24 protein-coding genes are annotated in these 26,296 nt (G+C 50.5%); 13 read left to right on the top strand and 11 right to left on the bottom strand.

All coding sequences use genetic code 11. The annotated features are described in order from the left end of the window. Positions 1-141: 141 nt before the first annotated feature. Complete coding sequence (locus tag C6Y40_RS24465; RefSeq protein WP_105937000.1) at positions 142-378, bottom strand: hypothetical protein; 237 nt, start codon at positions 376-378, stop codon at positions 142-144. Positions 379-623: 245 nt separating this feature from the next. On the opposite strand from C6Y40_RS24465, the gene C6Y40_RS24460 reads away from it, so the two are divergent. Next, a complete protein-coding gene (locus C6Y40_RS24460; protein WP_105936999.1) occupies positions 624-1,268 on the top strand; it encodes an MBL fold metallo-hydrolase in 645 nt (214 codons plus the stop codon). Positions 1,269-1,317: 49 nt separating this feature from the next. Here the strand turns inward: C6Y40_RS24460 and C6Y40_RS24455 are convergent, their stop codons facing one another. Continuing rightward, positions 1,318-2,226, bottom strand: coding sequence for a MipA/OmpV family protein (locus C6Y40_RS24455; protein WP_105936998.1), 909 nt, complete (start codon positions 2,224-2,226; stop codon positions 1,318-1,320). A 213-nt stretch (positions 2,227-2,439) separates the two neighbouring features. On the opposite strand from C6Y40_RS24455, the gene C6Y40_RS24450 reads away from it, so the two are divergent. Continuing rightward, positions 2,440-2,793 carry a hypothetical protein gene (locus C6Y40_RS24450; RefSeq protein ID WP_105936997.1) on the top strand — a complete coding sequence of 118 codons (354 nt, stop codon included), beginning with the start codon at positions 2,440-2,442 and terminating at the stop codon, positions 2,791-2,793. Positions 2,794-2,849: 56 nt separating this feature from the next. On the opposite strand, the gene cysE is transcribed toward C6Y40_RS24450, so the two are convergent. After that, positions 2,850-3,665 (bottom strand): serine O-acetyltransferase, encoded by an 816-nt coding sequence (gene cysE / locus C6Y40_RS24445; RefSeq protein ID WP_105936996.1) that lies wholly within the window; start codon positions 3,663-3,665, stop codon positions 2,850-2,852. Positions 3,666-3,990: 325 nt separating this feature from the next. Here cysE and uvrD point away from each other — a divergent pair, with 325 nt between their 5' ends. After that, a complete protein-coding gene (uvrD, locus tag C6Y40_RS24440) occupies positions 3,991-6,159 on the top strand; it encodes a DNA helicase II (protein WP_105936995.1) in 2,169 nt (722 codons plus the stop codon). 9 nt (positions 6,160-6,168) lie between these two features. Then, a complete protein-coding gene (locus C6Y40_RS24435) occupies positions 6,169-7,413 on the top strand; it encodes a GGDEF domain-containing response regulator (protein WP_105936994.1) in 1,245 nt (414 codons plus the stop codon). Positions 7,414-7,503: 90 nt separating this feature from the next. On the opposite strand, the gene rarD is transcribed toward C6Y40_RS24435, so the two are convergent. Continuing rightward, positions 7,504-8,418 (bottom strand): EamA family transporter RarD, encoded by a 915-nt coding sequence (gene rarD, locus C6Y40_RS24430; protein ID WP_105936993.1) that lies wholly within the window; start codon positions 8,416-8,418, stop codon positions 7,504-7,506. A 15-nt stretch (positions 8,419-8,433) separates the two neighbouring features. Next, a complete protein-coding gene (locus tag C6Y40_RS24425) occupies positions 8,434-9,771 on the bottom strand; it encodes a magnesium transporter (protein WP_105936992.1) in 1,338 nt (445 codons plus the stop codon). A gap of 158 nt (positions 9,772-9,929) precedes the next feature. On the opposite strand from C6Y40_RS24425, the gene recQ reads away from it, so the two are divergent. Then, positions 9,930-11,810, top strand: coding sequence for a DNA helicase RecQ (gene recQ, locus C6Y40_RS24420; RefSeq protein WP_105936991.1), 1,881 nt, complete (start codon positions 9,930-9,932; stop codon positions 11,808-11,810). 4 nt (positions 11,811-11,814) lie between these two features. On the opposite strand, the gene C6Y40_RS24415 is transcribed toward recQ, so the two are convergent. Beyond that, complete coding sequence (locus C6Y40_RS24415; RefSeq protein WP_105936990.1) at positions 11,815-12,492, bottom strand: glutathione S-transferase; 678 nt, start codon at positions 12,490-12,492, stop codon at positions 11,815-11,817. A gap of 313 nt (positions 12,493-12,805) precedes the next feature. Here C6Y40_RS24415 and C6Y40_RS24410 point away from each other — a divergent pair, with 313 nt between their 5' ends. The 5 genes from C6Y40_RS24410 to C6Y40_RS24390 all read left to right on the top strand — a co-directional run bounded on the left by C6Y40_RS24410 (position 12,806) and on the right by C6Y40_RS24390 (position 19,070). Further along, complete coding sequence (locus tag C6Y40_RS24410) at positions 12,806-14,974, top strand: outer membrane protein assembly factor BamB family protein (RefSeq protein ID WP_105936989.1); 2,169 nt, start codon at positions 12,806-12,808, stop codon at positions 14,972-14,974. A 113-nt stretch (positions 14,975-15,087) separates the two neighbouring features. Then, on the top strand, positions 15,088-16,500 hold the full coding sequence (locus C6Y40_RS24405) for a protein adenylyltransferase SelO (protein ID WP_105936988.1): 1,413 nt from the start codon (positions 15,088-15,090) through the stop codon (positions 16,498-16,500). Further along, a complete protein-coding gene (locus C6Y40_RS24400) occupies positions 16,488-16,832 on the top strand; it encodes a DUF3630 family protein (RefSeq protein ID WP_105936987.1) in 345 nt (114 codons plus the stop codon). The genes C6Y40_RS24405 and C6Y40_RS24400 overlap by 13 nt, the downstream gene beginning before the upstream one ends. A 146-nt stretch (positions 16,833-16,978) precedes the next feature. Continuing rightward, the gene (gene ribA / locus C6Y40_RS24395; protein WP_105936986.1) at positions 16,979-17,599 is read left to right on the top strand and encodes a GTP cyclohydrolase II; all 621 of its coding nucleotides are present in this window, start codon (positions 16,979-16,981) and stop codon (positions 17,597-17,599) included. A gap of 118 nt (positions 17,600-17,717) precedes the next feature. Then, a complete protein-coding gene (locus tag C6Y40_RS24390) occupies positions 17,718-19,070 on the top strand; it encodes a DUF3300 domain-containing protein (RefSeq protein WP_105936985.1) in 1,353 nt (450 codons plus the stop codon). Here the strand turns inward: C6Y40_RS24390 and C6Y40_RS24385 are convergent. The 5 genes from C6Y40_RS24385 to C6Y40_RS24365 form a co-directional block, all read right to left on the bottom strand. Then, complete coding sequence (locus C6Y40_RS24385) at positions 19,054-19,923, bottom strand: ATP-grasp domain-containing protein (protein ID WP_105936984.1); 870 nt, start codon at positions 19,921-19,923, stop codon at positions 19,054-19,056. The genes C6Y40_RS24390 and C6Y40_RS24385 overlap by 17 nt on opposite strands. A gap of 24 nt (positions 19,924-19,947) precedes the next feature. After that, complete coding sequence (locus tag C6Y40_RS24380; RefSeq protein WP_105936983.1) at positions 19,948-20,466, bottom strand: hypothetical protein; 519 nt, start codon at positions 20,464-20,466, stop codon at positions 19,948-19,950. 217 nt (positions 20,467-20,683) lie between these two features. Then, positions 20,684-21,193 (bottom strand): hypothetical protein, encoded by a 510-nt coding sequence (locus C6Y40_RS24375; RefSeq protein ID WP_105936982.1) that lies wholly within the window; start codon positions 21,191-21,193, stop codon positions 20,684-20,686. Positions 21,194-21,300: 107 nt separating this feature from the next. Then, a protein-coding gene (locus C6Y40_RS24370; protein WP_105936981.1) for an IS3 family transposase occupies positions 21,301-22,463 on the bottom strand; the annotation gives its coding sequence in 2 pieces (ribosomal slippage) (positions 21,301-22,208 and positions 22,208-22,463; 1,164 coding nt in all). Positions 22,464-22,842: 379 nt separating this feature from the next. After that, positions 22,843-23,121 carry a PfkB family carbohydrate kinase gene (locus tag C6Y40_RS24365; RefSeq protein WP_105936980.1) on the bottom strand — a complete coding sequence of 93 codons (279 nt, stop codon included), beginning with the start codon at positions 23,119-23,121 and terminating at the stop codon, positions 22,843-22,845. A 150-nt stretch (positions 23,122-23,271) separates the two neighbouring features. On the opposite strand from C6Y40_RS24365, the gene C6Y40_RS24360 reads away from it, so the two are divergent. The 3 genes from C6Y40_RS24360 to C6Y40_RS24350 all read left to right on the top strand — a co-directional run bounded on the left by C6Y40_RS24360 (position 23,272) and on the right by C6Y40_RS24350 (position 26,191). Beyond that, positions 23,272-24,207 (top strand): bile acid:sodium symporter family protein, encoded by a 936-nt coding sequence (locus C6Y40_RS24360; RefSeq protein WP_105937002.1) that lies wholly within the window; start codon positions 23,272-23,274, stop codon positions 24,205-24,207. A gap of 134 nt (positions 24,208-24,341) precedes the next feature. Next, a complete protein-coding gene (locus tag C6Y40_RS24355; protein ID WP_240622072.1) occupies positions 24,342-25,220 on the top strand; it encodes a mechanosensitive ion channel family protein in 879 nt (292 codons plus the stop codon). Beyond that, positions 25,220-26,191, top strand: coding sequence for a zinc transporter ZntB (locus C6Y40_RS24350; RefSeq protein WP_105936979.1), 972 nt, complete (start codon positions 25,220-25,222; stop codon positions 26,189-26,191). The genes C6Y40_RS24355 and C6Y40_RS24350 overlap by 1 nt, the downstream gene beginning before the upstream one ends. The last annotated feature ends 105 nt before the right edge of the window (positions 26,192-26,296 follow it).

Genomic DNA, 26,296 nt, shown 5'->3' with positions numbered 1-26,296 from the left:
CCTAAACCGCTTCCTGTTCGTCAGGCCAGCATTTTGCCTTCGGCTTCCTTCAGATTTCACCTCACGATGAACACCCTTGCCGTTCGGCTAGCACTTCCCCTTGCCGGGTGTGCAGAGGACTTCCACCTCCAAGTCATCAACTCACCACCACAGTGAGTCGAACAGTGCTAAAGCACTACGCGCCATGCCCGGCGCACCATCACAAGCCCGTCCTACCGGACAGTCTTCTTTATGCACTATATCCAACCCCACTTTTACTGCTTTTTCCTTGCACACACTGCACTCACAAGCCGTATTAAACGACTCGTCACTGATAAACTGGCCAGCGTCAAGCAAATCCATAATGATGATCTTGAGATCTTCCCGAGAAACGTCCACTTTCGTCTCCTGCATACGATAAATTTCATCATTATTATATTTGCAGTGGCCGGGAGAGGTGCATATTGATGCGGATAATCAGGTATAGTCAGACAAACTCTGATTTATTGAACTTAAGTATAAATAGCTTAAAAATTCTCAGAAAATCAACGCACCAACTGTTCACTGTCAGAGGCGTGCCTGATTGTGACATCGACGAATAATTCCTGCTAACATAACAACAAATTTCCTGGCCAGATACGATTGTGAAAATACTTGTTATTCCTGTTACCCCGTTTGCTCAGAACTGCTCATTAATCTGGGATCCCGACACCATGAAAGGTGCGCTGGTCGACCCGGGCGGTGATGAAGAAAAGCTCTATAAAGCGGTCACCGAGCAACAGGTTACCATCGAAAAAATTATTCTCACCCATGGGCATCTCGACCATGTTGGCGGCACTACCGCTGTGGCCGCCCATTACAACGTGCCCATCATTGGCCCGCACATTGGCGACAAGTTCTGGCTGGATGCGCTGATGCAACAGAGCCAGATGTTTGGCTTTCCACCGGCCCAGCCTTTCAGCCCGAACCAGTGGTTAACCGAGGACGATACCATTTCGGTGGGCAACCTGACGCTGGAAATTCTGCACTGTCCCGGGCACACCCCCGGCCACGTTGCCCTGGTTGAACGCAGCAGCAATAAAGTGATTGTGGGCGATATTATATTTGCTGGTTCAATTGGCCGTACTGACTTCCCTCAGGGCAACCATCAGCAATTAATTGAAGCGATCCGTGAAAAGCTGTTCACACTACCAGATGAAATGACGGTATACCCTGGCCATGGCCCAACCACCAGCATTGGGCACGAACGCTCAACCAACCCATTTGTGGCAGACGCCAAATTTGGCTAACGTCTAACATAGAAGCCGCAGTCAGCGGCTTCTTTCTTTTTTATCAGCTTTACCAGGTGGCTTTAGCGTCGCTTTTATAGGCACGCCAAACAAACCCGAAACCCACACTATAGGTCACATCTTTCTCAAAAAGCGGACTATTTTCATTCGCAGAACCACTATTAAATTGCACCGATGTGGTTAAAAAGCCCCGCACGTTTTTAACTACCGGGAAGGCCAGTCCTGCCGACAACTCTGCGCCCAGATAGCCACTTTGCGCATCGTAGGCAGGCCTGACCGTTGTGGCATATTCCGGCGTTACCTCATAGAAGTAATCATGTAACTTTTCGGTGGCCCAGGTTGTTCTGAGGGCCAGGCTAAAACCTGTATCTGGCAGGAAGACGCCTCGTTGCTGATAGGTCAGGGTCGGCTCAAAGACAAATCCTCTGCCATCAAATCCGCCAAAATCGGTAGAGAAGACGGCGCGAGCCTGAAGCCGGGCATTCAGGCGCGAGTTACCGCCCCCGCTAAAAGAAAAGTCTTTAATTTTGTAGATCAGCTGTGGACCAAGCTCTACCAGATAGTCTAGCTCAGGCATGCCCTCGCGAACGGTATTGTCATCGCTGTCTGCGGCAAAAGCTCCGCCAAAACTCATGTCCAGTTCCAGCCTGTCATTTTCGAGGAATACGGCTCTTGCTCCTCCTCTTCCGCCAACACGAAAAATATCACCGCGATAAATCACATAGGGTAATGCCAGGGCTACAAAATTGCGCTCTGATGAGGCCGGATAATTCGGTGACTCTATCATGCCGCCGCCCACCCCTGCTTCCCAAAGGGGGAGTCGCTCATTCAGGCCCTCGAAGCCGGTTAAATCACGATTTGGCGAGTCTTCGATAGCGGCATCTTCAGACGCGGCCAGAACGCCATTGCATAGCAATGTCAGCAAAATCAGCCCGCCAAGTTTTTTAAAAAAGTACATGGTGTAATCCTAAACAACAAAAATAGAGTCCATAAGACCGAACATAGTCTGGCATAAACGACTCTTTATACTCAGTAAATCGCGTCGGGGATGAAAAAATCACCAGAGAGAGGCAGCAAGCTACTCACCAATGGGCAGTACCGCATAATTAAGGCTTTTGCTCAAGGCAATTTGCGCTATGATGCCATTACTTCAGACTAAGAATCTTTTCTGATGGGATTGCCGGACTTTATAAAACAATGGTTTCGCCCTGCCCCGCTCCCTGTGATTGCGGTAGGTACTGATATCGTCTCTTACCAACTGCTTGAATATCTGACCAACTCACCAAAGTTCGCCCCCTTATACGTACTGAACGAAGAGCCCTGGCATCACCGCACTTATATGTTTGGTGCGCAATTGCGCTATGCCAGTGAACTTCTTGCTCTGGTCGACAAGCACCAGATCAAAAAGATCTATTGTGTCGCGGCGGAAGACTACACCAGGCTCGAGTGTGAGTACGCTAGAGCGTTATCGGTAAAAGACTGTGAGCTTTGCTTGCTGGGTAAAGGGGAGTTACCGCAAAGCTGAACCGCTCAGGTTCAAAAACAAAGGCTGACCACTTATAACGATCAGCCATTAGCCCACTAAGCTTGTTCGTAGGGTTCGTTGTCTTCCAGCACATTCTGATTCATGGAGTCGCAGGGTCGCGGACAACAGGGACGGCCCACCACTTTGGCCGGTACACCTACTACCGTAACATGAGGCGGAACATCGTTAAGCACAACACTGCCTGCGCCCACTTTTGAACCTTCGCCAATTTCGATATTGCCCAGCACCTTAGCACCCGAGCCAAGCATGACGCCCTGACGAATCTTAGGATGACGGTCGCCGCTCTCGTTACCAGTACCGCCAAGCGTAACGTTTTGCAGAACCGACACGTTATCTTCGATCACTGCTGTTTCGCCCACCACAATACCTGTGGCGTGGTCGAACATTACGCCCTTACCAATGGTGGCCGCCGGGTGAATGTCCACTGCAAAGGTTTCGGAATTACGGCTTTGTAAAAACAATGCCAGTTGCTGCCGGCCCTGCTGCCACAAATAGTGCGCCATACGATGCACCTGAACTGCCTGGAAGCCTTTGAAGTGCACCAGCACATTAAGATAATTGGTTACCGCCGGGTCACGGGTGTAAATGGCGCGAATATCTTCGATAGCCGACTCAACGATGGCCGGTTCCAGCAAATAGGCTTCGTCCAGAATTTCTCTGATAGTCAGCGCTGGCATCACATCGTCTGCCATTTTGTTCGACAAAATAAAGCTCAGCGAAGACTCAAAGTTATGATGGGTTAAAATGCAGGCATGAATAAAACTCGCTAACAGCGGTTCTTCATCGACAATTTGACGCGCTTCTTTTTTTAGCTGCAGCCAAAAATCAGCGGTATCGGTCAGTGCATGCATGGGCGTTCCTAATTAGTTTGCTGTGCGGGAAAGGTTGAACAAGAATAAACCAGCCAACGCGCGTAGCGGTAACATAATGGTTTATGGCTTCAATTCAAGAGGTAACCCGAAAAAATTGCGATAGCCGGAGAATTCAGCGCGGTCTGCGACACCGGAAGGTTAATATTACCTTATATCCGACCGGACTTCGCCAAGATCACTTTCATTAAGTTGCTACGGGCAATAATCCGCCATTATTGTGCAAGCGCGGTTTAACGCAGTAGGCTTTAATGGCATACTTTGCTTTTTATGGCCTGAATAAAAATACAGGTGTTTTTGTATTGTTATGGATGTTTCTGAGTTACTCGACGAATTAAACGATAAACAGCGTGGTGCCGTGGCCGCACCGCTGTCTAATATGCTGGTACTGGCGGGTGCTGGTAGTGGTAAAACCCGTGTACTGGTGCATCGCATCGCGTGGTTAATGCAGGTAGAGAATATCGCCCCTTACAGTATTCTGGCGGTAACCTTTACTAACAAGGCTGCGCGGGAAATGCGCGGGCGTATTGAGCATGTAATGGGCCGGCCGTTAAATACCATGTGGATAGGCACCTTCCATGGCCTGGCGCACCGTTTGTTGCGGGCTCACTACGCTGAAGCCAATCTGCCGGAAAATTTTCAAATCCTCGACTCAGACGACCAATACCGACTGGTGCGCCGGGTGCTTAAGGCCATGAACCTGGATGAAAAACACTGGGCGCCACGACAAATCCAATGGTACATCAACGGTAATAAAGACGAAGGTCTGCGCCCCCAGCACATTGAAACCCACGGCGATCATACCCAACAGAAAATGCGCGATATCTATGCCGCGTATCAGGAAGCCTGCGACCGTTCCGGTCTGGTAGACTTTGCTGAGCTATTGCTGCGTGCCCACGAATTATGGGTGAAGAATCCCGATGTGCTGGCCCATTACCAGCGTCGCTTCCGCGCCGTGCTGGTGGACGAATTCCAGGATACCAACAATATCCAGTACGCCTGGTTACGCCTGCTGTGTAATCAGGACAACAACATTATGATTGTGGGTGACGACGACCAGTCTATTTACGGCTGGCGCGGCGCGAATGTGGATAACATCCAGCACTTCCTGAAAGACTTCGACGGCGCATCAACCATTCGCCTGGAACAGAATTACCGGTCTACCGCGACCATACTTAAAGCCGCCAATACGGTTATCGATAATAACCAGGGCCGGCTGGGTAAAGAATTGTGGACCGACGGCGACGATGGCGAACCGATTTCGATTTATGCCGGTTTCAACGATCTCGATGAAGCCCGCTTTATTGTTGCGCAGATTTCCGACTGGCATAACCAGGGTAATCAGCTAAAAGAAGTGGCCATTTTATATCGCAACAACGCCCAGTCGCGGGTACTGGAAGAAGCCTTGCTGCATCAGAGCCTTCCCTACCGCATATACGGCGGCCTGCGCTTCTTCGAACGGCAGGAAATTAAAGATGCGCTGGGCTATATGCGCCTGGTTAACCACGCCCACGACGACGCCGCGTTTGAACGGGTAGTCAATACGCCCAGTCGCGGTTTGGGTGAGCGCACGCTGGCCACCATTCGCGAGCAAGCCCGTTTGCAGGATTGCTCAATGTGGCAGGCCAGCTTACAGCTATTGCAGGATGGCAGCCTGAAAGGCCGCGCCGCCAATGCGCTGAATGCCTTTATTGAGCTTATCAATAAACTGGCCGACGAATTTGAAGGCCAGCCGCTGGAAGAACAAGCCAACAAAGCCATTAATCAGTCAGGCCTGTATGCCATGTACCAGGCTGAGAAGGGCGAAAAAGCCCAGGCCCGCCTGGAAAACTTAGAAGAACTGGTTACAGCCTGCAAGCAGTTTGTGATCCCGGAAGAAGCCGATGAAATGACCCCGTTGCAGGCGTTCCTTGCCCACGCTTCACTGGAAGCCGGTGAGACCCAGGCCAGCGGCGATCAGGACGCGGTGCAGCTAATGACCATTCACACCGCCAAGGGTCTGGAATTCCCGTTGGTCTTTATTGCCGGGGTGGAAGAAGGCATGTTCCCCAGCCAGATGACCAACGACGAGCCCGGCCGCATGGAGGAAGAGCGCCGCCTGTGTTACGTAGGCATGACCCGGGCAATGAAAAAGCTGTACATGACCTACGCCGAGATGCGCCGGGTATACGGGCAGGAAAAATATCACACAGCGTCACGCTTTTTACGGGAAATTCCCAGCGAATGTGTGGAAGAAATCCGCCTGACGTCTACAGTATCAAGACCGGTCGCAAGTCGTTTCAGCAATGCAGCGTCCCATGAGCGGATGGAGCAAAGTGGTTTTTCACTGGGCCAGCGGGTAAGACATCGCAAGTTTGGTGAAGGCGTAGTGCTAAACTATGAAGGTAGTGGCGATCATGCCCGGGTTCAGGTGAATTTTGATGAATTCGGCAGCAAATGGCTGGTACTGAGCTTTGCCAAACTAGAGGTGATATAGGACGCATTAATGCAGCAGAAGGTGCTGATAATTGAAGACAGTGCGAGTACTATCAGCCTGCTGACCAAGCTGGTTGAAATGGCGCAATTAAAGCCGGTACTCGCCACTTCACTGACTGCAGCCAAACATATTTTTATTCACAGCGACCCGGAAGACTATCTGTGCGCCATTGTCGACTATGACCTACCAGATGCTCCCAACGGTGAGGCCATCGACTTCGCTGTAAAAAGTTACCTGCCAACCATTGTTACCACAGCCAGGCTCGATGAGGACATTCGTAAAGCGGTGCTGTCGCGGGACGTAGTAGATTATATTCCCAAAGAAAACGCGCAGATTTTTGATTACCTCATGCGGCTGATTGGCCGGCTGGAGAAAAACAAAACCACCGGTGTGCTGGTTATTAATCCCAAACGCAATGAGCGCTCCGCGATGGCAGCCCTGTTGCGCCGGCATAACTTCATTACCTATGAATGTGCCACCGCCGCTCAGGCAGAGACCCTCCTCGATGAACACAGTCACATTAAACTGGTGTTTGTTGACAGTGATATTCAGGATAAGCCGCCTACCCAGTTTGTTGCCTGGCTGCGCAAGCAATACAGTAAGGAAGATCTGGCGATAATTGGTATCGCTAACGATCGCAACAATCTGCTCTCGGCACGCTTTATTAAAAGTGGTGCCAATGACTTCGTGCGTAAACCTTATCACCTGGAAGAGTTTCTTTGCCGGGTAAACCAGAACATTGAACTGCTGGAAAATGTAGAAACCATCAGGCGCACGGCGAATACCGACTATCTCACAGGTTTACCTAACCGCCGCCACTTTTTCTATACCGTAAATAAAATGCAGCGCAACCAGCCAGCCAATCAGGCGCTGGCGTTACTCGATTTAGATTTTTTTAAAGCCATTAACGACACCCATGGCCATGACGCTGGCGATGAAGTGCTCAAAGTGGTAGCCAACCGCCTCGCGGTGATGTGTGCAGATGTAATTATTGCTCGCTTTGGCGGCGAGGAATTTTGCCTGTATTTGCCCGACACGACTCCTCACAACGCAGTAAGCCGACTTGAAGATATACGTCGTAACATCAGTGAACACCCGGTTAAATTCGGCGAACTGACCTTAAACGTAACAGTCAGCATCGGCCTTACCACACGAAGTGATCATAATATTCAGGCCATGCTCACTACCGCCGACAAGCTGCTCTATCAGGCCAAACACAATGGCCGTAACAGAGTGGAGCACGACGCGTTATAACGAAGCAGCAGCGAGGGTAGTTAAAATTCGCTGCTTTAAAGTGTATAGGATGGAGCTTCGTCTTCGATTGATGGCAAAGGTTGAAATTAATCAGGCGGCTTTTAACACCTTACGCTGCTGCCGGTAGGTTTTCAGTGAGTCGAGGCTAAATAACACCAGGCCACACCACACAAAGCCAAAGGTGACGAGTCTGGCGGGTTCCAGCGGTTCGTCGTACATCCCCACTGCAAAGATAAACATCAACGTTGGGCCGATATACTGAATAAGCCCGAGCGTGGTAAACATGATGCGTTTAGCCGCCGCATTAAACGCCAGCAGTGGCAGTGTGGTAACCACTCCGGCAGCCATCAGCCAGGCATTTAACGACCATTCGTTGGTTAGCATATTGGCTTCAGCAGAAGCAAAGTACGCCCAGTAAAGTGCTGCAAACGGCAACAATACCAGGGTTTCCATAAACAATCCCGGCAGAGGTTCAACGGGGATTTGTTTACGTAACAGGCCATAGATAGCAAAACTGCCCGCCAGTAACAACGCCACCCAGGGTAAGGTACCGTGGGCAATAATGATATTCGCCACCCCGATGATCGCCAGCACCACAGCGGCTTTTTGCATGGTGCGCAGCCGTTCATTTAAAAACAGGCGGGCCAGAAACACATTAAGCAACGGGTTTATGTAATAACCCAGGCTGGCTTCGAGCATCATATCGGCATTGATAGCCCAGATAAATAACAGCCAGTTTCCCCCCAGCAACACGCTGGCCACAGCAAGCAATCCCATTAAGCGTTTGGAGCGGAAAATGGCTCTGACCTTGGCAAACTGCCCTAAACCAAGCAGCAACAATGCCAGTAGCGCTGCTGACCAGACAATCCGATGCATCAGAATATCCGGCGCCGGTACACTGGCAATTTGCTTAAAATATAATGGGGCAATGCCCCACATGGTGTAGGCCGCCACCGCATAAAGTAGACCGGCGGTGGCGTGGCGTTGCGTAGCCTCAGCGTTCAAAGCATTTCCTTTTCATTACAGTAAAAACAGGCTACCCAGGCCCAGGAAGGCCACAAAGCCCACGATATCGGTGACAGTGGTGAGGATCACCGAACCTGAAAGTGCCGGGTCAATTTTGAGCTTTTCGAGGATCACCGGTAATACCACACCGGCGAGGGCCGCAGCCAGAATGTTCACGAAGATAGCCAGGCAGATAACCAGCCCCAACAACGGGTCGCTGAACCACATAAAGGCCACAATACCAATCACCAGCGCCCAAATCACACCATTAACGCCCCCCACCTTGAGCTCTTTGGTCATCAGCGCTTTTAAATTAGCACTGGTGATCTGGCCAAGCGCAAGGCCTCGCACAATCAGGGTCAGGGTCTGGCTACCAGCGATACCACCCATACTGGCCACCACTGGCATCAGTACGGCCAGCGCCACCACCTGTTGCAGGGTGGCTTCAAATAAACCAATAAACCATGAGGCCAGAAACGCGGTAAGCAGGTTGATGCCTAACCATAAGGCACGACTACGGGCACTTTTTGCCACCGGGGCAAATAAATCCTCGTCTTCATCCATACCGGCGGTTGCCATCACCTGGCGTTCGTAATTTTCGTTAACCAGCTCACTGGCACTGACAATATCGTGGCGACCGAGCAGTTTATTGTTGTCATCAATCACCGGCAGCGCGGCATAACCACTGCGCTGCACCAGCAGAGAGGCCGTGGTTGAATCATCGGTACCTTTAATGACCGGCATGGACTCTTCGGTCAGCTCTACCATGGGCAAATGTTCGGGAGCACCAAATACGGCAGTGAGTTTTACGGCAGCCGAGAACTGGCCGGAGCGGTTGACCAGGAAAATGCTGTCACAGTGAGCCGGTACATTGCGCCTTATCAGACGCAAACCATCGCGTACCTTGGCATTTAATGGCAACACCAGCATTTCATGAGATATCCAGTGCCCGACCTGCTCATCGGGAAACTGGGTCGCGTCGCGGAAATAGGCCTGTTGTTGTTCATCCAGTGCCTGAATCGCCAGTTCCAGTAGTTTGCTGGGCAGGGAGTCCATCAACTCGAGTAAGTCCTCAGCATCGATGCCGAGTAAAATGGCACTCCATTTATCGTCCGGCGTAGCGGAAATCAGCACTTCCCGTGGATCGCTCCGCATTTCTACCAGCACGTCTATCTTGCGCACATCCGGCAGCACTTCCCACAGCGACATCCGCTCTTCTACGGGGAGTGACTCTAACAGTGTGGCTATTTCGACATCTTCAGCCGGTAACAGCTGCTCAGCCACAGCCTGAAAGTCGTCGACACCGTTATCGGCAACGATTTCTTCAATGAGATCGGGTAAGGGTTCAGCCATGAGTTCCACCACACAACAAAATTTGGCTCATAATAACACTGTTGTTATCGCCGCAGGAATGACTCTGTCGCGGTACATCAGTCAGTTATGGCAAGACGCAGAAAAAGTCGGGCAAAACCCGTGAACCTCAGGCAAAAAACGCGTAAACTCTGCGACTCATGACTGCAACACCAGATACCCCCACCGCCATCGACGAAAACGATAGCCAGCCTGCTATCGTGGCAAGTGCTGCGCAGCCCGCAGACAGCCGTAACGCTCAGCAAATTCTTGAAGATATTTTCGGTTACAGCGAGTTTCGCTCCGGTCAGGCTGAGGTGATTGATCACACCATTAATGGCAAGGATGTGCTGGTATTACTGCCTACCGGGGGCGGTAAGTCGTTGTGTTATCAGATCCCGGCCATGGTACGCGACGGTACCGGTATTGTGGTATCGCCTCTTATCTCGCTGATGCAGGATCAGGTAGAACAATTACGCGAGGCAGGAGTGAAGGCTGCGTACCTGAATTCCTCGTTAGATCAGGACGATTACCAGGCCACCGTGCAGCGTCTTCAGGAGGGCCACTATGACATTATTTATGTGTCGCCCGAGCGCTTGTTACAGCGCTACTTTCTGAACATGCTGGCACAAACTAAAATCGCGCTGTTTGCGGTGGATGAAGCGCACTGCGTGTCACACTGGGGGCATGATTTTCGGCAGGACTACCGGTCTTTAGGGCAGTTAAAACAACGCTTTCCGGACATCCCGGTAATTGGCCTTACGGCAACCGCCGACACCACCACAGAACAGGATATTCAGGTACAGCTCGGACTGGACAACCCGCTGGTATACAAAGGTTCCTTCGACCGGCCAAATATACGCTACCGGGTAATGGCCAAGTACAAACCCTTTGAGCAGATCGTTACCTACATTCGTCAGCAGGATGGCAGCGGCATTATTTACTGTAATTCCCGGGCCAAGGTTGATGATCTCAGCGCCAAATTACACCGCCAGGGCTTCAAGAGTGCCGCCTATCATGCAGGTATGGATGCCGACGAGCGGGCCTACGTGCAGCGCCAGTTTATTACCGACAAGATTGACGTGGTTGTGGCGACCGTGGCCTTTGGTATGGGCATTAATAAATCTAACGTGCGCTATGTGGTTCATCACGACGTACCGCGCAGTATCGAGAGTTACTACCAGGAAACCGGCCGGGCTGGCCGTGACGGTTTGCCCGCCGAAGCATTATTGTTGTTCGACGAAAAAGACAGCGCCCGGGTAAAACAGTGGATTGATCAGGGCTCAATGGCCGACCGTAACGCCATAGAACTGCAAAAATTCGCCGCCATGGAAGCCTTCGCCGAAGCGCAAACCTGTCGCCGTCAGGTATTACTCAATTACTTTTCGCAGTTCAGCGATACTGCATGCGGTAACTGTGATATCTGCCTGGATCCGCCGCGTCCCTTCGATGGCCTGGAAACCGCTCAAAAAGTGCTGAGTTGTATTCTGCGCCTCCAGCAGCAGGCCGCCACTCAGTATGTGATTGATGTACTGCGCGGTAAAAACCTTAAACGCCTGCAGGAAGCCGGGCACGACAAGCTGTCTACCTGGGGAATAGGGAAAGACCAGAGCGATCAGTACTGGCATAACATTATCAATCAGCTCATCCACCGCGGCTATATTCGGGTGGATATTGCCAGCCACGCAATGCTGCGCTTAACCGAGGCTGCCCGCCCGGTTCTGAAAGGAGAAATTGGCGTCGAGCTGGCTACACCACGGCTTGAAATTAAAGCCGATAAACCGGCAAAAACTGCGCTTAAAAACTACGATAAAGCACTCTTCGCCCGGCTTAAACACTTACGCAAAGTACTGGCGCAGGAAAATGACGTACCGCCGTTCGTTATATTTAACGATGCTACGCTGGCCGAAATGGCCGCCAGCAAACCCACTGATAAGCAGAGCCTGCTGGCAGTCAGTGGCGTAGGCTTAACCAAGCTGGAACGCTACGGTGTGCCTTTCCTGCAACTGATTAACGACTACCTGGAGAGGGACGACGAATAATCGCTCAGGCGTAAGCGTACTCACCGCCTTTTTCGAGGCCACGCAGGTAAGCATCGCGGCTGTGGATTTTATTTACCCAGGCATCAATAGCTGCATACTGCCCTTTACCAACCCGCCCCTGCATGGCTTCCAGCGGAAAGCTCATCTGAAAATCTGCACCGCTTAAACATTCCCCTGCAAACCACTCATTCTCTTTAAGATAACTATCAACATAGTCGAGACTGGCTTTTAAGTTTGGCCCGTAATAGGCACTGGTGATGGCATCAACCACCTTAGCCACCACGGGTTTCATAAAAAACGGGCTGGCCTTTTCTTTGGCTTTACTCATCACCAGACTGGCTACCAGCGGGGGCATCAGGCTACCTTCGGCAAAGTGCATCCAGAATCGATACTGATTGAGCGCGTAACGGCTGTCAGTGGGTTTAAATTGCCCGCCAAACTCGTCTATCAGGTATTCGATAATAGCACCGGACTCCGCCAGTGTGGTATCACCGTGGGTGATTATGGGCGCCCGGCCCAGAGGATGAACCGCTTTCAGACTTTGCGGTGCCAGATTGGTTTTGGCATCACGCTGATAATGCTTAATTTCGTAGTCCACCCCCAGCTCTTCCAACAGCCATAAAATACGCTGCGAGCGGGAATTATTAAGATGGTGCAATACGAGTGGAGATGCTGTTGTCATAAAAAACCTTGTGGGCCGTATTTCCATATCCACGGCCATAAAAAACAATAAGATGAAACTAATACGCAAAAAGCCGGAGTTGGATTACATTTTTCTTAAACACGCAGCGAAATGATGTTTACACGCTGAGCACAGGGGTTGCATTAATCACCGCAAACCGATGATAACCGTATTAAAGCAGTCATCGTTTTTGGAGCAAGCCGGGCGCAAACTTACCCCGCCCAAACCAATAATGGATTCTCATCCGACAAACAGTAATGCTATGGTACGCGCTATACCTTTCAGTCTTACTTAGTCATCAGGGGTAGTTGGTATGGTCGAAGTCACTAAGGCGTCATTCATCTTCGGTTTGTTAATGACTGCATTGTTACCCACAATTGCCCGCGGTGAAACCAACGCGCCGGAAGCCTCTGTGCCCTGGCGCTATTACAACGGCGACCAGCAAGGCCAGCACTTTTCTTCTCTGACTCAAATTAATAAACACAATGTGAGTCAGCTTGAAATTGCCTGGCAGATGGATATCACCGGTCAGGGCGATCCCCAGACGAACCCATTAATTATTGGTGACAAGCTATTTGGCTTCACGCCCGGATTGACTGTTTTTGCCGTCGATGCCACTAACGGCAAAAAACTGTGGGAGTTCAACCCTAAACTAAAAGGCAGCAAGTTACCCAGTGGTAAACTATTTACCGGCCCGTCACGCGGGTTGGCCTTTTATGAGGGGAAGGAAAAGTCTTATCTGGTTGCCGGGGTAATGAACTACCTGTTTGCCATCGACAAAGACACCGGTGAACGGGTCTCTTCGTTTGGTAACGATGGCGCCATTGACCTGCGAAAGAATCTCGGCGGTGATTACACTAAACATTATGTATCTCTGACAACCCCTGGCGTCATCTTTAACGACCTCTATATTGTGGGTTACCGCACATCAGAGAATCCCCCCGCCCCCATTGGCAATATTCGCGCTTACAACCTGACAACGGGAGAGTTGGCCTGGCAGTTCAGAACGATGCCAGACAACACATCGCCTCACGCTGCCAGCTGGTCAGATCCATCTTATGCAAATACCGGTGGAGCTAACAGTTGGGCCGGTATGGCCCTGGATGAGGAAAACGGCATCGTTTTTGTGCCTACAGGCTCTGCCGTGCCAGACTTTTTTGGTGGTTCGAGGTTAGGTGATAACCTGTTTGCTAACACCTTGCTGGCCCTTAACGCGCGTACCGGCGAAAAACTATGGCACTTTCAAACGGTACACCACGACATCTGGGACCGCGATCTCCCCTCACCACCATCGCTGTTAACGGTTCGCCATAAAGGTCAGGTCCGGCAGGTAGTGGCCCAGCCTACCAAGCAGGGCTTTTTATTTGTGTTCGACCGTTTAACCGGTGAACCTTTATTTGATATCAAAGAACAGGCATTCCCACCTTCTGCATTGGAGGGCGAAGTCACCTCTCCTACCCAACCAGTGCCTGTGCTGCCTGAACCCTACGCTAGGCAACACCTCACTGAAGCACTCCTCACCGACAGAACGCCGGAGGCTAACGCCTGGGCAAAAGCGGAGTTTAACAACATGATCAGCGAAGGCCTGTTTGTACCATTTACCACCGACCAGCCTACCGTAATCTTCCCGGGCTTCGATGGCGGTGCAGAATGGGGCGGCGCGGCAGTAGACCCTGACCAGGGCGTGATATTTATAAATTCCAATGATATTGCCTGGACAGGCTCGATGGTAGAAGCCACGCAGCATGCTGATAAAGGGCATAATTTATATGCGCAAAACTGTGCAGTATGCCATGGTGAAGACAGAAGCGGTTCTCCGCCGGCGTTTCCTTCGCTCATCGATATTGGCAATAAACTCGCCGACCATGACATCAAAAATGTTATCAAAAACGGCCGGGGGAGAATGCCCCAGTTTGCCGGGCTAACAAAGCAAGAGCTTACCGACCTTACCAGCTTCCTGACTGATGAAAAGCCTCCATCCAGCGAGGAACCCGCCAAGACCGGCGATAAAGTAGAAATGGTTTCCCCGTTTAACAGCGCCAAAAATGCGCGTTACTACTTTTCCGGCTACCACAAGTTTTTGGATCCCGACGGCTACCCGGCAGTCAAACCACCATGGGGCACTCTGAACGCAATCGATGTAGCAACCGGTCAGTATTTGTGGCGTAAGCCGCTGGGTGAATATCCCGAGCTCGCCGCCGCAGGCCTGACTAACACCGGTTCTGAAAACTATGGCGGTGCAGTAGTCACAGCCTCTGGCTTATTGTTTATTGGCGCAACCATTTACGACCGCACAATTCGCGCCTTTGATACTTCAGACGGCAAAATTTTATGGCAGGCACAACTGCCCTATGCCGGTACGGCCACACCAGCGACCTACATGGTTGATGGGGTTCAGTATATCGTCATCAGCACCAATAACGCCCGTAATCCTAAGGGGCAACAAGGGGCGGCTTACGTAGCCTTTAAACTCGCGAATTAATGGCTGGTAACTATGGCGTCGGATGACTGCAACATTATCCTGCGCCCTTCCCCATCTACACTATAGTTCAGGCAGGTGTTACACTTTTCTTCCTGTAGTTTATTGAGAGTCCAATGCAATTACACCATCGCTACGCTACCGAATTAGCCGACACAGTCAGCGCAGTAAAGCCGCAGCCTTTGAGCGAAATGAGCATGCCGATGTACAACCGCGAGCTGGCAGCACAGTTTGAACTGCCGGATAGCGACGCACTGATGTCGGCGATATTTGATGAAGGCGGTGAGCTGGCGACTAACGCCGTGGCGCAAAAATACGGCGGCCACCAGTTTGGCCAGTGGAATCCTTTTCTGGGCGATGGGCGTGGTTTATTACTGGGTGAGGTAAGCGATGACCAGGGCACTAGCTTTGATCTGCACTTAAAAGGCGCCGGCCAGACCCCCTATTCCCGCCATGCCGACGGGCGTGCCGTGTTACGCTCAACCTTGCGGGAATACATTGCCTCAGAAGCACTGCATCATCTGCGCATCCCAACTTCCCGGGCGCTGTGTTTAATGACCAGTGAACAATCCATTGTGCGGGAGTTGCCTGAGCCTGGCGCCATGATGATCCGCATGGCCCCGAGCCATATTCGCTTTGGCCACTTTGAGTTTTATTACCACAATAAACAACAAGACACGCTGGACAAGCTGATGCAGTACACCCTCACTCATCACTTCCCGGAGTGTTTACAAGACGCCAATCCGCATAAAGCGCTGCTGACAGCCATTACATTACGCACCGCGCGCATGGTGGCGCTTTGGCAGGCATACGGCTTCGTACACGGCGTAATGAATACCGACAATATGTCAATCCACGGTATTACCTTCGATTACGGGCCTTACGCCTTCATCGAACACTTCCAGTCTGATGCAGTATTTAACCACTCCGACTACGAAGGCCGCTATGCCTTTGATCGTCAGCCCGGAATCGCGCTGTGGAACCTTAACGCGCTGGCCTATGCGTTTTCTGGTCACCTGAATACCGATGATATCCGCGCCTGCCTGACGTTATTTGAGCCCACCTTTTTAAGTCAGTACCATCATCAGATGCTCAGCCGCATTGGCCTTGAGGATAATGCAGAGAACGAGCCCTGCCTGAATACCTGGCTGAGTTTGCTTAACGCTGAGAAACGCGACTATACCCAAAGCTTCAGGCAACTCATTATGACCGACCCACAGCAGGAATCAGTGCCGTTACGCGATCAGTTTGTTGACCGTAACGCCTTTGATAACTGGTGGCAGGATTACCGCCAGCGCCGCCTTGCTGCGGGTGTTGCAAATGATGCGCTTTACCCGCTTAATCCACTGGTTATCCCACGTACGCACTATTTACAATCGGCTATCGACGCCGCCGAACAAGGTGACTTCGGGCCGGCGCACAAGCTGATGGAAGCCATTCGTCAGCCATTTGATGATAACGAGATAACCCGGGAATATTCCCAACCCGGCGCTGCCAGTTCGCAAGGGAGTCTTTCATGCAGCAGTTAACCCCACCCGCTATTGCCAACTTGCTGGTATGCGAACCCGGCATTATCCGCTGGACCGGGCCGATCCCCGCTACCCAGCAACAGGCAGTGGGTCTGTGTCACAATATTGCCCGTTTACTCAATGCCCGCCAGGGCGAGAATGACTGGGGTGCTGACAGGTTACAGGTGCGCCTGGTTGCCGATAATTTTGAACTACTGTTTAACGTGGAATGGCTGTGCGAAGCGGTTTGGCTGGAGCCGGTAGGCGCCTCTACCGCCCATATCAGCAAGGCCGACATGCTGCAAAACGTACAGCTAAAACTACAGCAGGCGCTAGAGCAAGCGGATCTTTAGTATACCAATTTAGTTCGGTCTGAATATTAGACCCGTGCCCTGATAGGCGGTATAATCGCCGCCCCTGAGGGCTTGTAAACCTGTGTCACTGCCCTCATGTAGTGGTACTTATTAGGCAGTTTCTACATCAACCCGGCTCGAGTTTCATGACCAGTAAATCCCAGCAATACCGATTTGTCAGCGCAGCAAAGCTTCCTACCCGCAAGGGCGAATTCACTATCCATGGTTTTGTGGAAGAAAACTCGGGTGTAGAGCACGTTGCATTATCATACGGTACCTGGCAGCCGGAAGACGTGGTGCCTATTCGAATCCATTCTGAATGCCTCACCGGCGATGCGCTGTTCTCTACCCGTTGTGACTGCGGTTTCCAGTTAGAGCGAGCGATGGAAAATATCGTCGAAAACGGCTGTGGCGTACTGCTGTATTTGCGTCAGGAAGGGCGTGGTATCGGCCTTATCAATAAAATCCGTGCCTATCATCTGCAAGACCAGGGCATGGATACCGTTGAAGCTAACGAACATCTGGGTTTCGATGCCGACATGCGCACCTACGAGATGTGCAAGGTCATGCTGGATAAGCTGAATGTTAAGAATGTTGAGCTGATGACCAATAACCCCCGTAAAACCGCGGCGCTGAAAGATCTCGATATTAACGTGGTGGCCCGCAAGCCCATTGATCACGGTATCACCAAAGACAACAAAAACTACATTAAAACCAAAACCGAAAAACTCGGCCACGCCTTCGACCCACATATTCTGGGTGACTAAGCTTTATTTGCCAGCAAGCTGAACAATTGGTTCAGCTTGGTTCAGCCTGAATTAATCTTGCCCTTGCTATAACGATACAAACATCACACCAAGTGCCCTGTGGCACAGGAGAGTTTGTATGAAAAAGCGATTAATACTGGCCCTGTTTCTGCCGCTGGTCTACGGCGGTCATGCACTGGCTACCACGGCCCCCGAAAATCAACCAACATATAATGCGCAGCGTCTCAGCGAAGAAACGCTCGACACCCTGTTGGCGCCAATCGCGTTATACCCCGACACGCTGGTAACCCATATTCTGATCGCCAGTACTTACCCGTTACAAGTGATAGAAGCCGACCGCTGGCGTCAGGATAATCAGTCGCTGGAGGGTGACGCACTGGAGCGGGCGCTGGAAAACGCCGACTGGGATCCAAGTGTAAAGGCTTTGGTGCCGTTTACCGATGTCCTGCGTCACATGAGTGATGACCTCGGCTGGCTGCAAAACCTCGGCGACGCGGTGATCACCAATGAAGACTGGGTGCTCGACAGAGTACAGGCGCTGCGTTTACAGGCGCGCCAGAGTGGCAACCTGCAAAGCAACGATTACCAGCAGGTTTCCACCGAAGATAAGATCATTGTGATTGAATCCCGCCAGCCCGAAGTGGTGTATATTCCTTACTACGACACCCGCCATGTCTATGGCCACTGGCATTACCACAGCCAGCCGGTTTTCTGGCCCACCAGCGTACGGATAGCCCTGGGTCATCGTATTTACTGGGGCCCGCGGGTAAGCATTTCAGCCGGCTTTTACTTCGGTAATATCTGGTGGCCTGAACGGCACATTATTATTCGTAGTACCCCTTCACGTCGTTATGTGAGACCACACTATCCGACCAAGCGTTATTCTGTAAAAGAATACCATCGCTGGCAGCATAATGTGGGCAACCGCCATGCCCGTTATTCGCAACGGGTAGCGACCCACAAACCGGCCATCGTTAAGCAACACCGATCATTAGATAATGCAGCCAGACATCGCGAACTGTATACCCGAACCCAGGCTGGCAATAGCTATCGGATAGATGGCGGGAAACAGGGTAAACCATTACAGCGCGAGTCCAAAGGGCAGAAACCTGTGAAATACAGCCAGGACGCCAAACAGTTAAAACAGCGCCTGCAAAGCCATGAGAATAACCCAGGTAATCGCAGCCTGCCCAAAAATGTGGTGAGAGCGCCTAAAGAACAGGCTCATGGCGGTAAGCCGGGCTATAAACAGCGGGAATTTGCGCCAGCTGAACGGCAACAGGTTCGTCAACAACCTCAGGAGCGTACGGTACACAAAGAGCGCAAGTGGGTAAATAAAGCGCCGTCGCATTCACAGCGTCCGCAGCAAGCCTACTCTAAGCCAAGCCAGCAGCGCCCGGTTAAGCAATCACATAGTCGCCCGGCACCGCGGGATAATGCTCAGAAACCTCGGGTTAAGCGTGAGCATTAAGATAGCGAAGGTAGGCGTTAACAAACCGCTGGGGTGACTGTTCATCCAGGTTGAAATAGAGTGAGGGCTCAATGAGCTCGAGCTCTATGATGCGCCATTCATCGGCAAACCATAATAAATCAACCCGCGCATACAGGTAATCATCAGGCATGGCATTCAGCGCCGCCTGCGCATTTGCCAGCATAGCGGGTTCCGGCGTAATCGCCTGCAGGCTGCCGCCATGCTCTTCCTGCACTCTGAAATCCCCTGCTTTCGGCTGCTTGAGTATGGCATGACTCAGTTTGCCAGCGAAATAAAACAAAGACACCTCGCCTTGTTCGGTAACACTCCGTACAAACGGCTGAACCATACACTCGCGCCCGGCAAAACATGTGGCCAGCTCAGCAGCGGTAGACGTCAGCTTAGCTGGTGTTAAGCGAAAGGTATCGTCGGCATTAGCACTTACGCAGGGCTTAATAACCAGTTCATCGCAGGCAAATTCGCTAAACGCCTCGGTAATAGCGCTTTGATCAAAGCCGCAAAGCCAGCGCGTGGGCAGCACAGGTACGTCAGCAGCTTCCAGATCTTTAAGATACTGTTTGTTTAGATTCCACATCATCAGTGACAACGAGTTCATCAATCGGGATTGCTGATCAATACGCTTCAGGCAGGCGACAAACTCAGTTTCATACTGTTGGTAATCCCAGGGGCTGCGCACAATAACTGCTTCATAGCTACTGTAATCCACTTCCGGCTGGTGCCAGGAAATCGTATCCACTTCATACCCCAGCTCGGCAAAAGGCGCCAGCAGCAGCTCGTCGTAAACAAAGAAATCCTGCAAATCGTCCATCGACAGAAACGCGAGCTTTTTCATAATCATTCCCGAGGTAATAACAGATTATATTTCGATGAGAAGACCCTGACTGGTTATGTCGATGCGTTTGGGCTTTTGAATACCAAACGCCGCCATATCCAAATCGTCGAAGTCTAACAGCAGGATCACCGGCACTCGTTTACCTTCAAGACGCTTTATGCCATTAACCAGGCTATCGGATACTACCGCCTGATTATCCAGCACTTTTAGCTTATCCAACCGCGGCTCAATAAGGCGCAGTTGCGCCAGTTGATGGTGGTAGGCAATGCGCCCGGAAATCTCCGCCTTGGCTTGCAACCGTTGACCATTTTGCTCTGCCAGTACGGTGACTTTCACGTTCACTTCATCTTCCAGTGGGTCAAGCTCAACAAAGGGGTCAGAGAAGGTAAACACTACATCGTCAAAGGTGCGCTGCTGAGGAAACACTGCGGTCACCATAGTATTTAACTGGCTTTCCGAAAAGGTCATGGTGAAAGCATGCGCGGCAGGCATACCCACCAGCAAAGTAAACAGGCAAATCCAGAGGCGGCAAAGATACTTCATGGGACAACATCAGTTGATTACTATCTGCTAAGGCTACCAGATTTTTAGTATGCAGGCACGATACTATCATCCAGTTATCGTGAGGACTTATAGTTTTGATCTGCCGTTGCTACGGCAGCTTTAGACAAGGAACGGACTAACGTTGCCGCGCAGCTGATGTGGCCTTGTTATGCCCAATTCATCTATCTTGTGGATCTATTTATTGGCGGCCGGTCAATTATGGCTCCAGACTATCAGCATCAGGCAAAGGTGTGTATTTGTATCCAGTCAATACCCAAACTCCATTTATATAAGTATAAGTCCACTCCCTGGTTCCATCGGCTCTAGTCTGTTTGACTGTTTGCTTATCACCTTCTTTCGGTGTTGGGTCAGGATCCGGAGCATTGTTAAACGTTTCAAAAGAACTTTCGGATCCTATATTAGACTTACCTACCCCCGTACAGAAATGTTTCTTAGTTATCAAAGTATAAGGTTCGTCAAGGTCAAACGTGTTAGTGCTAATTGCTTCATACATTGCATCAATCAGCCCAGGACTGAGAGCCGGGGTTCCTTTTTCCTCTACCACTTCAGTACTACAAAACGTTTTTGCTAAAGTAGAACCGGAAAAGATAATAGATGAAACCACAAAGAATGATACATAAGTACCTAATTTGAATACATCTGACGACTTAAAACGTACTCGATGGCGTTTAATCGATAATACAGAATTATGAATATATTTAAGCACCTTAATAAAATCTCCTTTTAATTTTAATTGTGAAAGTCCAAGTCCACAATTAAAGCCTAGTCGTAACTCATGCAAGTCACAAGACGCATTAAATCAAACTGTAGTGGTCAATAAAACCCGGACACCTTTTTGGCTAATTCTTCCGCTTTTGCCGGTGGTAGCCCATCGTTAAATTGATGCGGTCTTTCCCAGTTGTAGTAATTCATCAGGTAATAACCCACATCTCGTTTTGCTTCATTTGGCGAATGGTAGCCGGTTGATGGCATCCATTCGGATTTGAGACTTCTGAACACGCGCTCCATCGGGCTATTATCCCAGCAATTCCCCCGGCGACTCATACTCTGAACCATCTTATAGCGCCACAGCCTTTGTCTGAACTTACGAGCCCCGTACTGCGAGCCCTGGTCGCTGTGGAACATCACGCCTGTTGGCTTACCCCTCAGCTCGTAAGCCATATCTAAAGCTCTCGCGGCAAGTTCCGCATCCGGTCGATGTGACATACTCCAGCCGATTACCCGTCGAGTATGCAGGTCAATCACGACCGCTGCATAATGCCAGGCTGAGCCAGTCCAGATGTAGGTGATATCACCGCACCAAGCTTGGTTGGGCTGCTGCACGTTGAACTGCCTGTCCAGTAAATTAGGGATATCTGGCCGCTCAACCTGCACGTTTTTGTATGCGTGCTTACCCGGCTGCTTGCTCATCAGCCCTTGTTCTTTCATTAGCCGGCCTACTTTGAACCGGCCCATGATGATGCCTTCATCGCGAAGCATATCAACAAGTGTTCGAGTGCCCGCGGACTGACGACTTCTATCGAACAGACGCTTCACTCTGGCGCGCAGAATACGTCGTTTAGCGCCAATCAGCCGGTGGCGCTTTCGTCGCTCGTAATAGCTACTGACACCAACACCTAACGCTGAACAGACCAATTCTGTTGATTCATGCACCCTCAACCGGTCTATCAGCGCGTGGATTTCAGGTCGTCGGACATTAAGAGTGCAGTAGCCTTTTTTAAAATAGTTTTTTCTCGCTCCAGCCTATTCACGCGAGCTTCAAGTTCCTGAATGCGTTGCTGTTCTGGTGTCAGGGCTTTTGATTTCGGCGTGCTACCGCCTCGTTCAGACTCAAGTTGCTGAACCCATTTGCGCAGAGTATTTTCATGAACGTCTACCGCGCGACTTGCTTCGGGTACACTACACCCCTGATCAAGCACCAGGCTCGCTGCATCATGTTTAAATTCCGGACTGAATGACCGTCTTTGTCTTCTCATTGAACACCTCGTTATTAAGTGTAATGCTACCACTTAAAACAGTGTTCGGGTTTAGTCTGCCACTACAAACCTCGAAGATTAAATGCATGAAATTACGAATAAAAGAAAATTTACGCTATGCACTACCCACTGTGTCAGCTTTATTTAAGGCTAGTTGCACGTGTGTCAAATGGATAGTTTTCAAAAGTCAATGAAGTAGTTGTCGTCAAGATAGGCAATTAAACTGGTCTTTGGTAGTGAAGTACACAATGAGATATGTGAAAAGCCCTGATCTCAACATTTTGCATATTCAAGTGATGGTATGTTTTTATGCTTCATGCGCCAAAATCGAAGTCGCGTTAAATGTCTCGAATTCAGATAATAAGTGTACCACTCATGGTTAAAGGGTAACGTTTGTTGAAAGGTAACAACCTTTACTTCCCATGGTGACAAATATGACTCCCGCTCCTAGCTGGTGTAAAGCACTACAACCGTCTGGTATATTCAACTCTCCGGTAAGAAGCGCCAATTCCTCTTCACTTACTTTTACCACATCAGCCAATGCAAAAAACGCGTTACATTTTGCTTTAAACTTATCCAGTCTGCTTTGCCAAAGATCAACACGGTAATTAGGGTCGAAACAAACAATACTGCCGTTGTTTTGACAGCGTTCAGCCATGCACGGCAGGTACAGCCCGTAATGAAAAAAGACAAATCCAGAGGCGGCGAAGAAACTTCATTAGGCGACAGCAAGGTGATCCTCTGTTATTAAATAATTGCCGCTTAGCAATGTTAAACTTAAACCAGTCTGTTTTTATTGAGAGTTACAGTGGCCATTTATTTGTTTCCGGTACTGGCATTGTTGATAAGCGTGTTTGCTTATCTTTTTCCTGCTTTATTGGTTGGTTTAAAGGCGTTTATTGTGCCCTTGCTGGTTGTGGTGATGCTGGCCATGGGGCTCACACTGCAGTGGCGGGATTTCACTAAAGTATGGCAGTACCGCCGCATAGTCGGGGCCGGCGTGGCTATTCAGTTCATTATTATGCCCTTTGCGGCCTGGCTCATTGCTTTGCTACTCGGGCTCTCAGAGGCATTGATGACCGGCATGATGCTGGTCGGCGCTACCGCCGGCGGTACCGCATCGAACGTGATGGCTTATTTAGCCAAAGGCAACGTAGCGCTATCGGTTAGTATGACCATGATATCGACCCTGGTGGCCGTAATCCTGCTGCCTTTACTCACCTGGTTATATTTAGGCCAAAGCATCGAGGTACCTGCCTTGTCGATGCTGGGTATGCTGGTTAAAGTCATTTTGCTGCCGGTGGCTGCTGGCATGCTGCTAAACCACTTTTTTAAACATAAGCTGGCCGGGATTGCGCCAGCCTGCTCGGTGTTTTCCATGGCTGCCATACTGCTCATCATCGCCATTGTGGTTGCGCTTAATAGTGACAACCTCAACACCGTGGCCTGGCAGGTAGTGAGTGCTGTTATCCTGCATAACCTTATTGGTCTTGGCTGTGGCTACGGGCTGTCCCGCAAACTGGGTTACGACTCGGTAATTGCCAGAACGGTAGCGATAGAAGTAGGTATGCAGAACTCCGGATTGAGCGTCGCCCTGGCTTTAAAGTACTTCTCGGCGGCGAGCGCCCTGCCCGGCGCAATATTCAGTATCTGGCACAACCTTTCAGGCGCTCTGTTTGCCAGTTTCTGGGCCAAACGCAGCAGCCCCGGAGAGGGCCAGAATCAGGATAAACAACCCGGATAGCGGCATGTCATTTTTTATATCAATATTTTTCATCGTAAGGACAAAATTAAAGCGGGCTTGTTTACGCCTAAGTTATTTGCATTAATCAATAGCACACTTATTATGTGCGCCACCGATAAATAGGGATAGAACCAGTGGAAGAAACCTTAACGCTAGTAAAAAACTTTCTGTCGAAAGACCTGTTTACGCTGTTTGATATTACTTTCACCAGCGGCGATTTAATCGCTATTCCACTGATTTATGTGGTGGGTATCTGGCTATTTAAAAAGCTCGCGCACATTGCCACTTACCGCTTGCGCTCCTCCGGTGCCAGTGCCGACACTATTCACTTATTTAAACGGCTGTTCTACATCGTCGCCGGGGCAATTTTAATTGTTACCACGCTGGATGTAATGAACGTGCCGCTAACCGCATTTGCGTTTTTATCTGGTGCGGTGGCCATTGGTGTGGGCTTTGGTGCGCAGAACATCATAAATAACTTTATCTCCGGCTGGATTTTAATGTGGGAGCGGCCTATCCGCATTGGCGACTTTCTGGAAGTCGATGGTGCCCGTGGCAGCGTTGAAACCATTAATACCCGGTCTACCCGTATTCGCCGGGTTGATGGTGTGCACATGCTGATCCCCAACAGCAAATTACTCGAGAACACCGTGGTGAACTGGACTCTCATTGACAACCTGACACGTACATCAGTGCGGGTTGGGGTGGCTTATGGTTCAGACTGTAAACTGGTTGCGCGCCTGATTGAAGAAGCCACCCAGCACCAGGAAGACATCCTCACCGAACCCAAACCGGTGGTTATTTTTGATGATTTTGGTGACAACGCCCTGATGTTTGAAACCTTCTTTTGGGTGAATGCCACCAAAGAGCGCGACCTGCGGGTGATCCGCAGTCAGGTACGTTTCACCATAGATGAGCTCTTTGCTGAGCATGACATAGTGATAGCCTTTCCGCAGCGTGACGTTCATCTTGATGGCACTCTGCAATTGGTTAAACCTTCCAGGAATTCGTAATGGCACAATTAAACGATGCCTTTTTATGGGCTTATGATGTTAAGCAAACGGGTGAAACTGAAACGCTTGATGCAAGCCAACTTGCCTCCCCCCTGCCAGAACAGGGCTATCGGTGGGTACATATGCAATCTGATGCGCCCGAAGCGGAAGGCATGCTGCAAGCTCTGGGGTTATCTGAAGAAGTCAGAGACAGTCTCATGGCCCAGCAAACCCGGCCCCGGGTGATCCCGGTGAACCGCGGTGCACTGGTATTTTTACGCGGCATTAATGTGAACCCGGGCGCAGATCCGGAAGACATGGTATCCCTGCGCCTGTGGATTTCTGGCTCCCTGATAGTCACCTTGCGTCGCCAGGACCGTAAATTAATGAGTGTGCAGGATACCCGGACCAGCCTCGAGCAGGGCGACGTACCCGCAACCACTACTGAATTACTGATTGCGCTGTTAACCCGCATTGCCGATCGCATTCACGATAAAGTGGAAGACATTGATGAATCTCTCGGCGATTACGAAGCTCAGGAATCACTCAACAAACACGATCGTAACCAACTGGCTATGTTACGCCGCCAAACCGCCAGCATTCGCCGTCACCTCGCGCCACAGCGCGACGCCCTGGAAACCCTGGTGCGCGTGCCGGGTTTAATTCCCGACACCATGGCATTTGATCTGCGCGACCAGTCAGACCGTATGACCCGATCGATTGAGGACTTGGATCTTGCCCGTGAGCGCGCCATTGTGTTGCAGGATGAACTGCGCAACCAGATAGCCGACAAGCAAAACATCCGCATGTACGTGCTATCTATGATAACCGCCATTTTTTTACCTTTATCATTCCTGACCGGAGTATTTGGTATGAACGTGGCCGGTTTGCCAGGCACCGAAACGCCAAATGCGTTTACCCTGTTGATGTCATCTATGGGCGTGCTGGCAGTGTTAATGCTAATCGCCATGCTCTGGAAAAAGTGGCTGTAAGATAAAGGGAATTTATACTCCGACCGGATTATCTATTGCACTAAAGATTGATCTGGTTTACTGGCATGATTTAGTTCCTCGCCTACACTTAACAAAAATTCCGGA

It is taken from the genome of Marisediminitalea alba, assembly GCF_002993365.1.
GTDB classification, from domain to species: domain Bacteria; phylum Pseudomonadota; class Gammaproteobacteria; order Enterobacterales; family Alteromonadaceae; genus Alteromonas; species Alteromonas alba.
The sequence above is the reverse complement of the archived record's forward strand: the minus strand, read 5'-3'. Positions and strand labels throughout refer to the sequence as shown.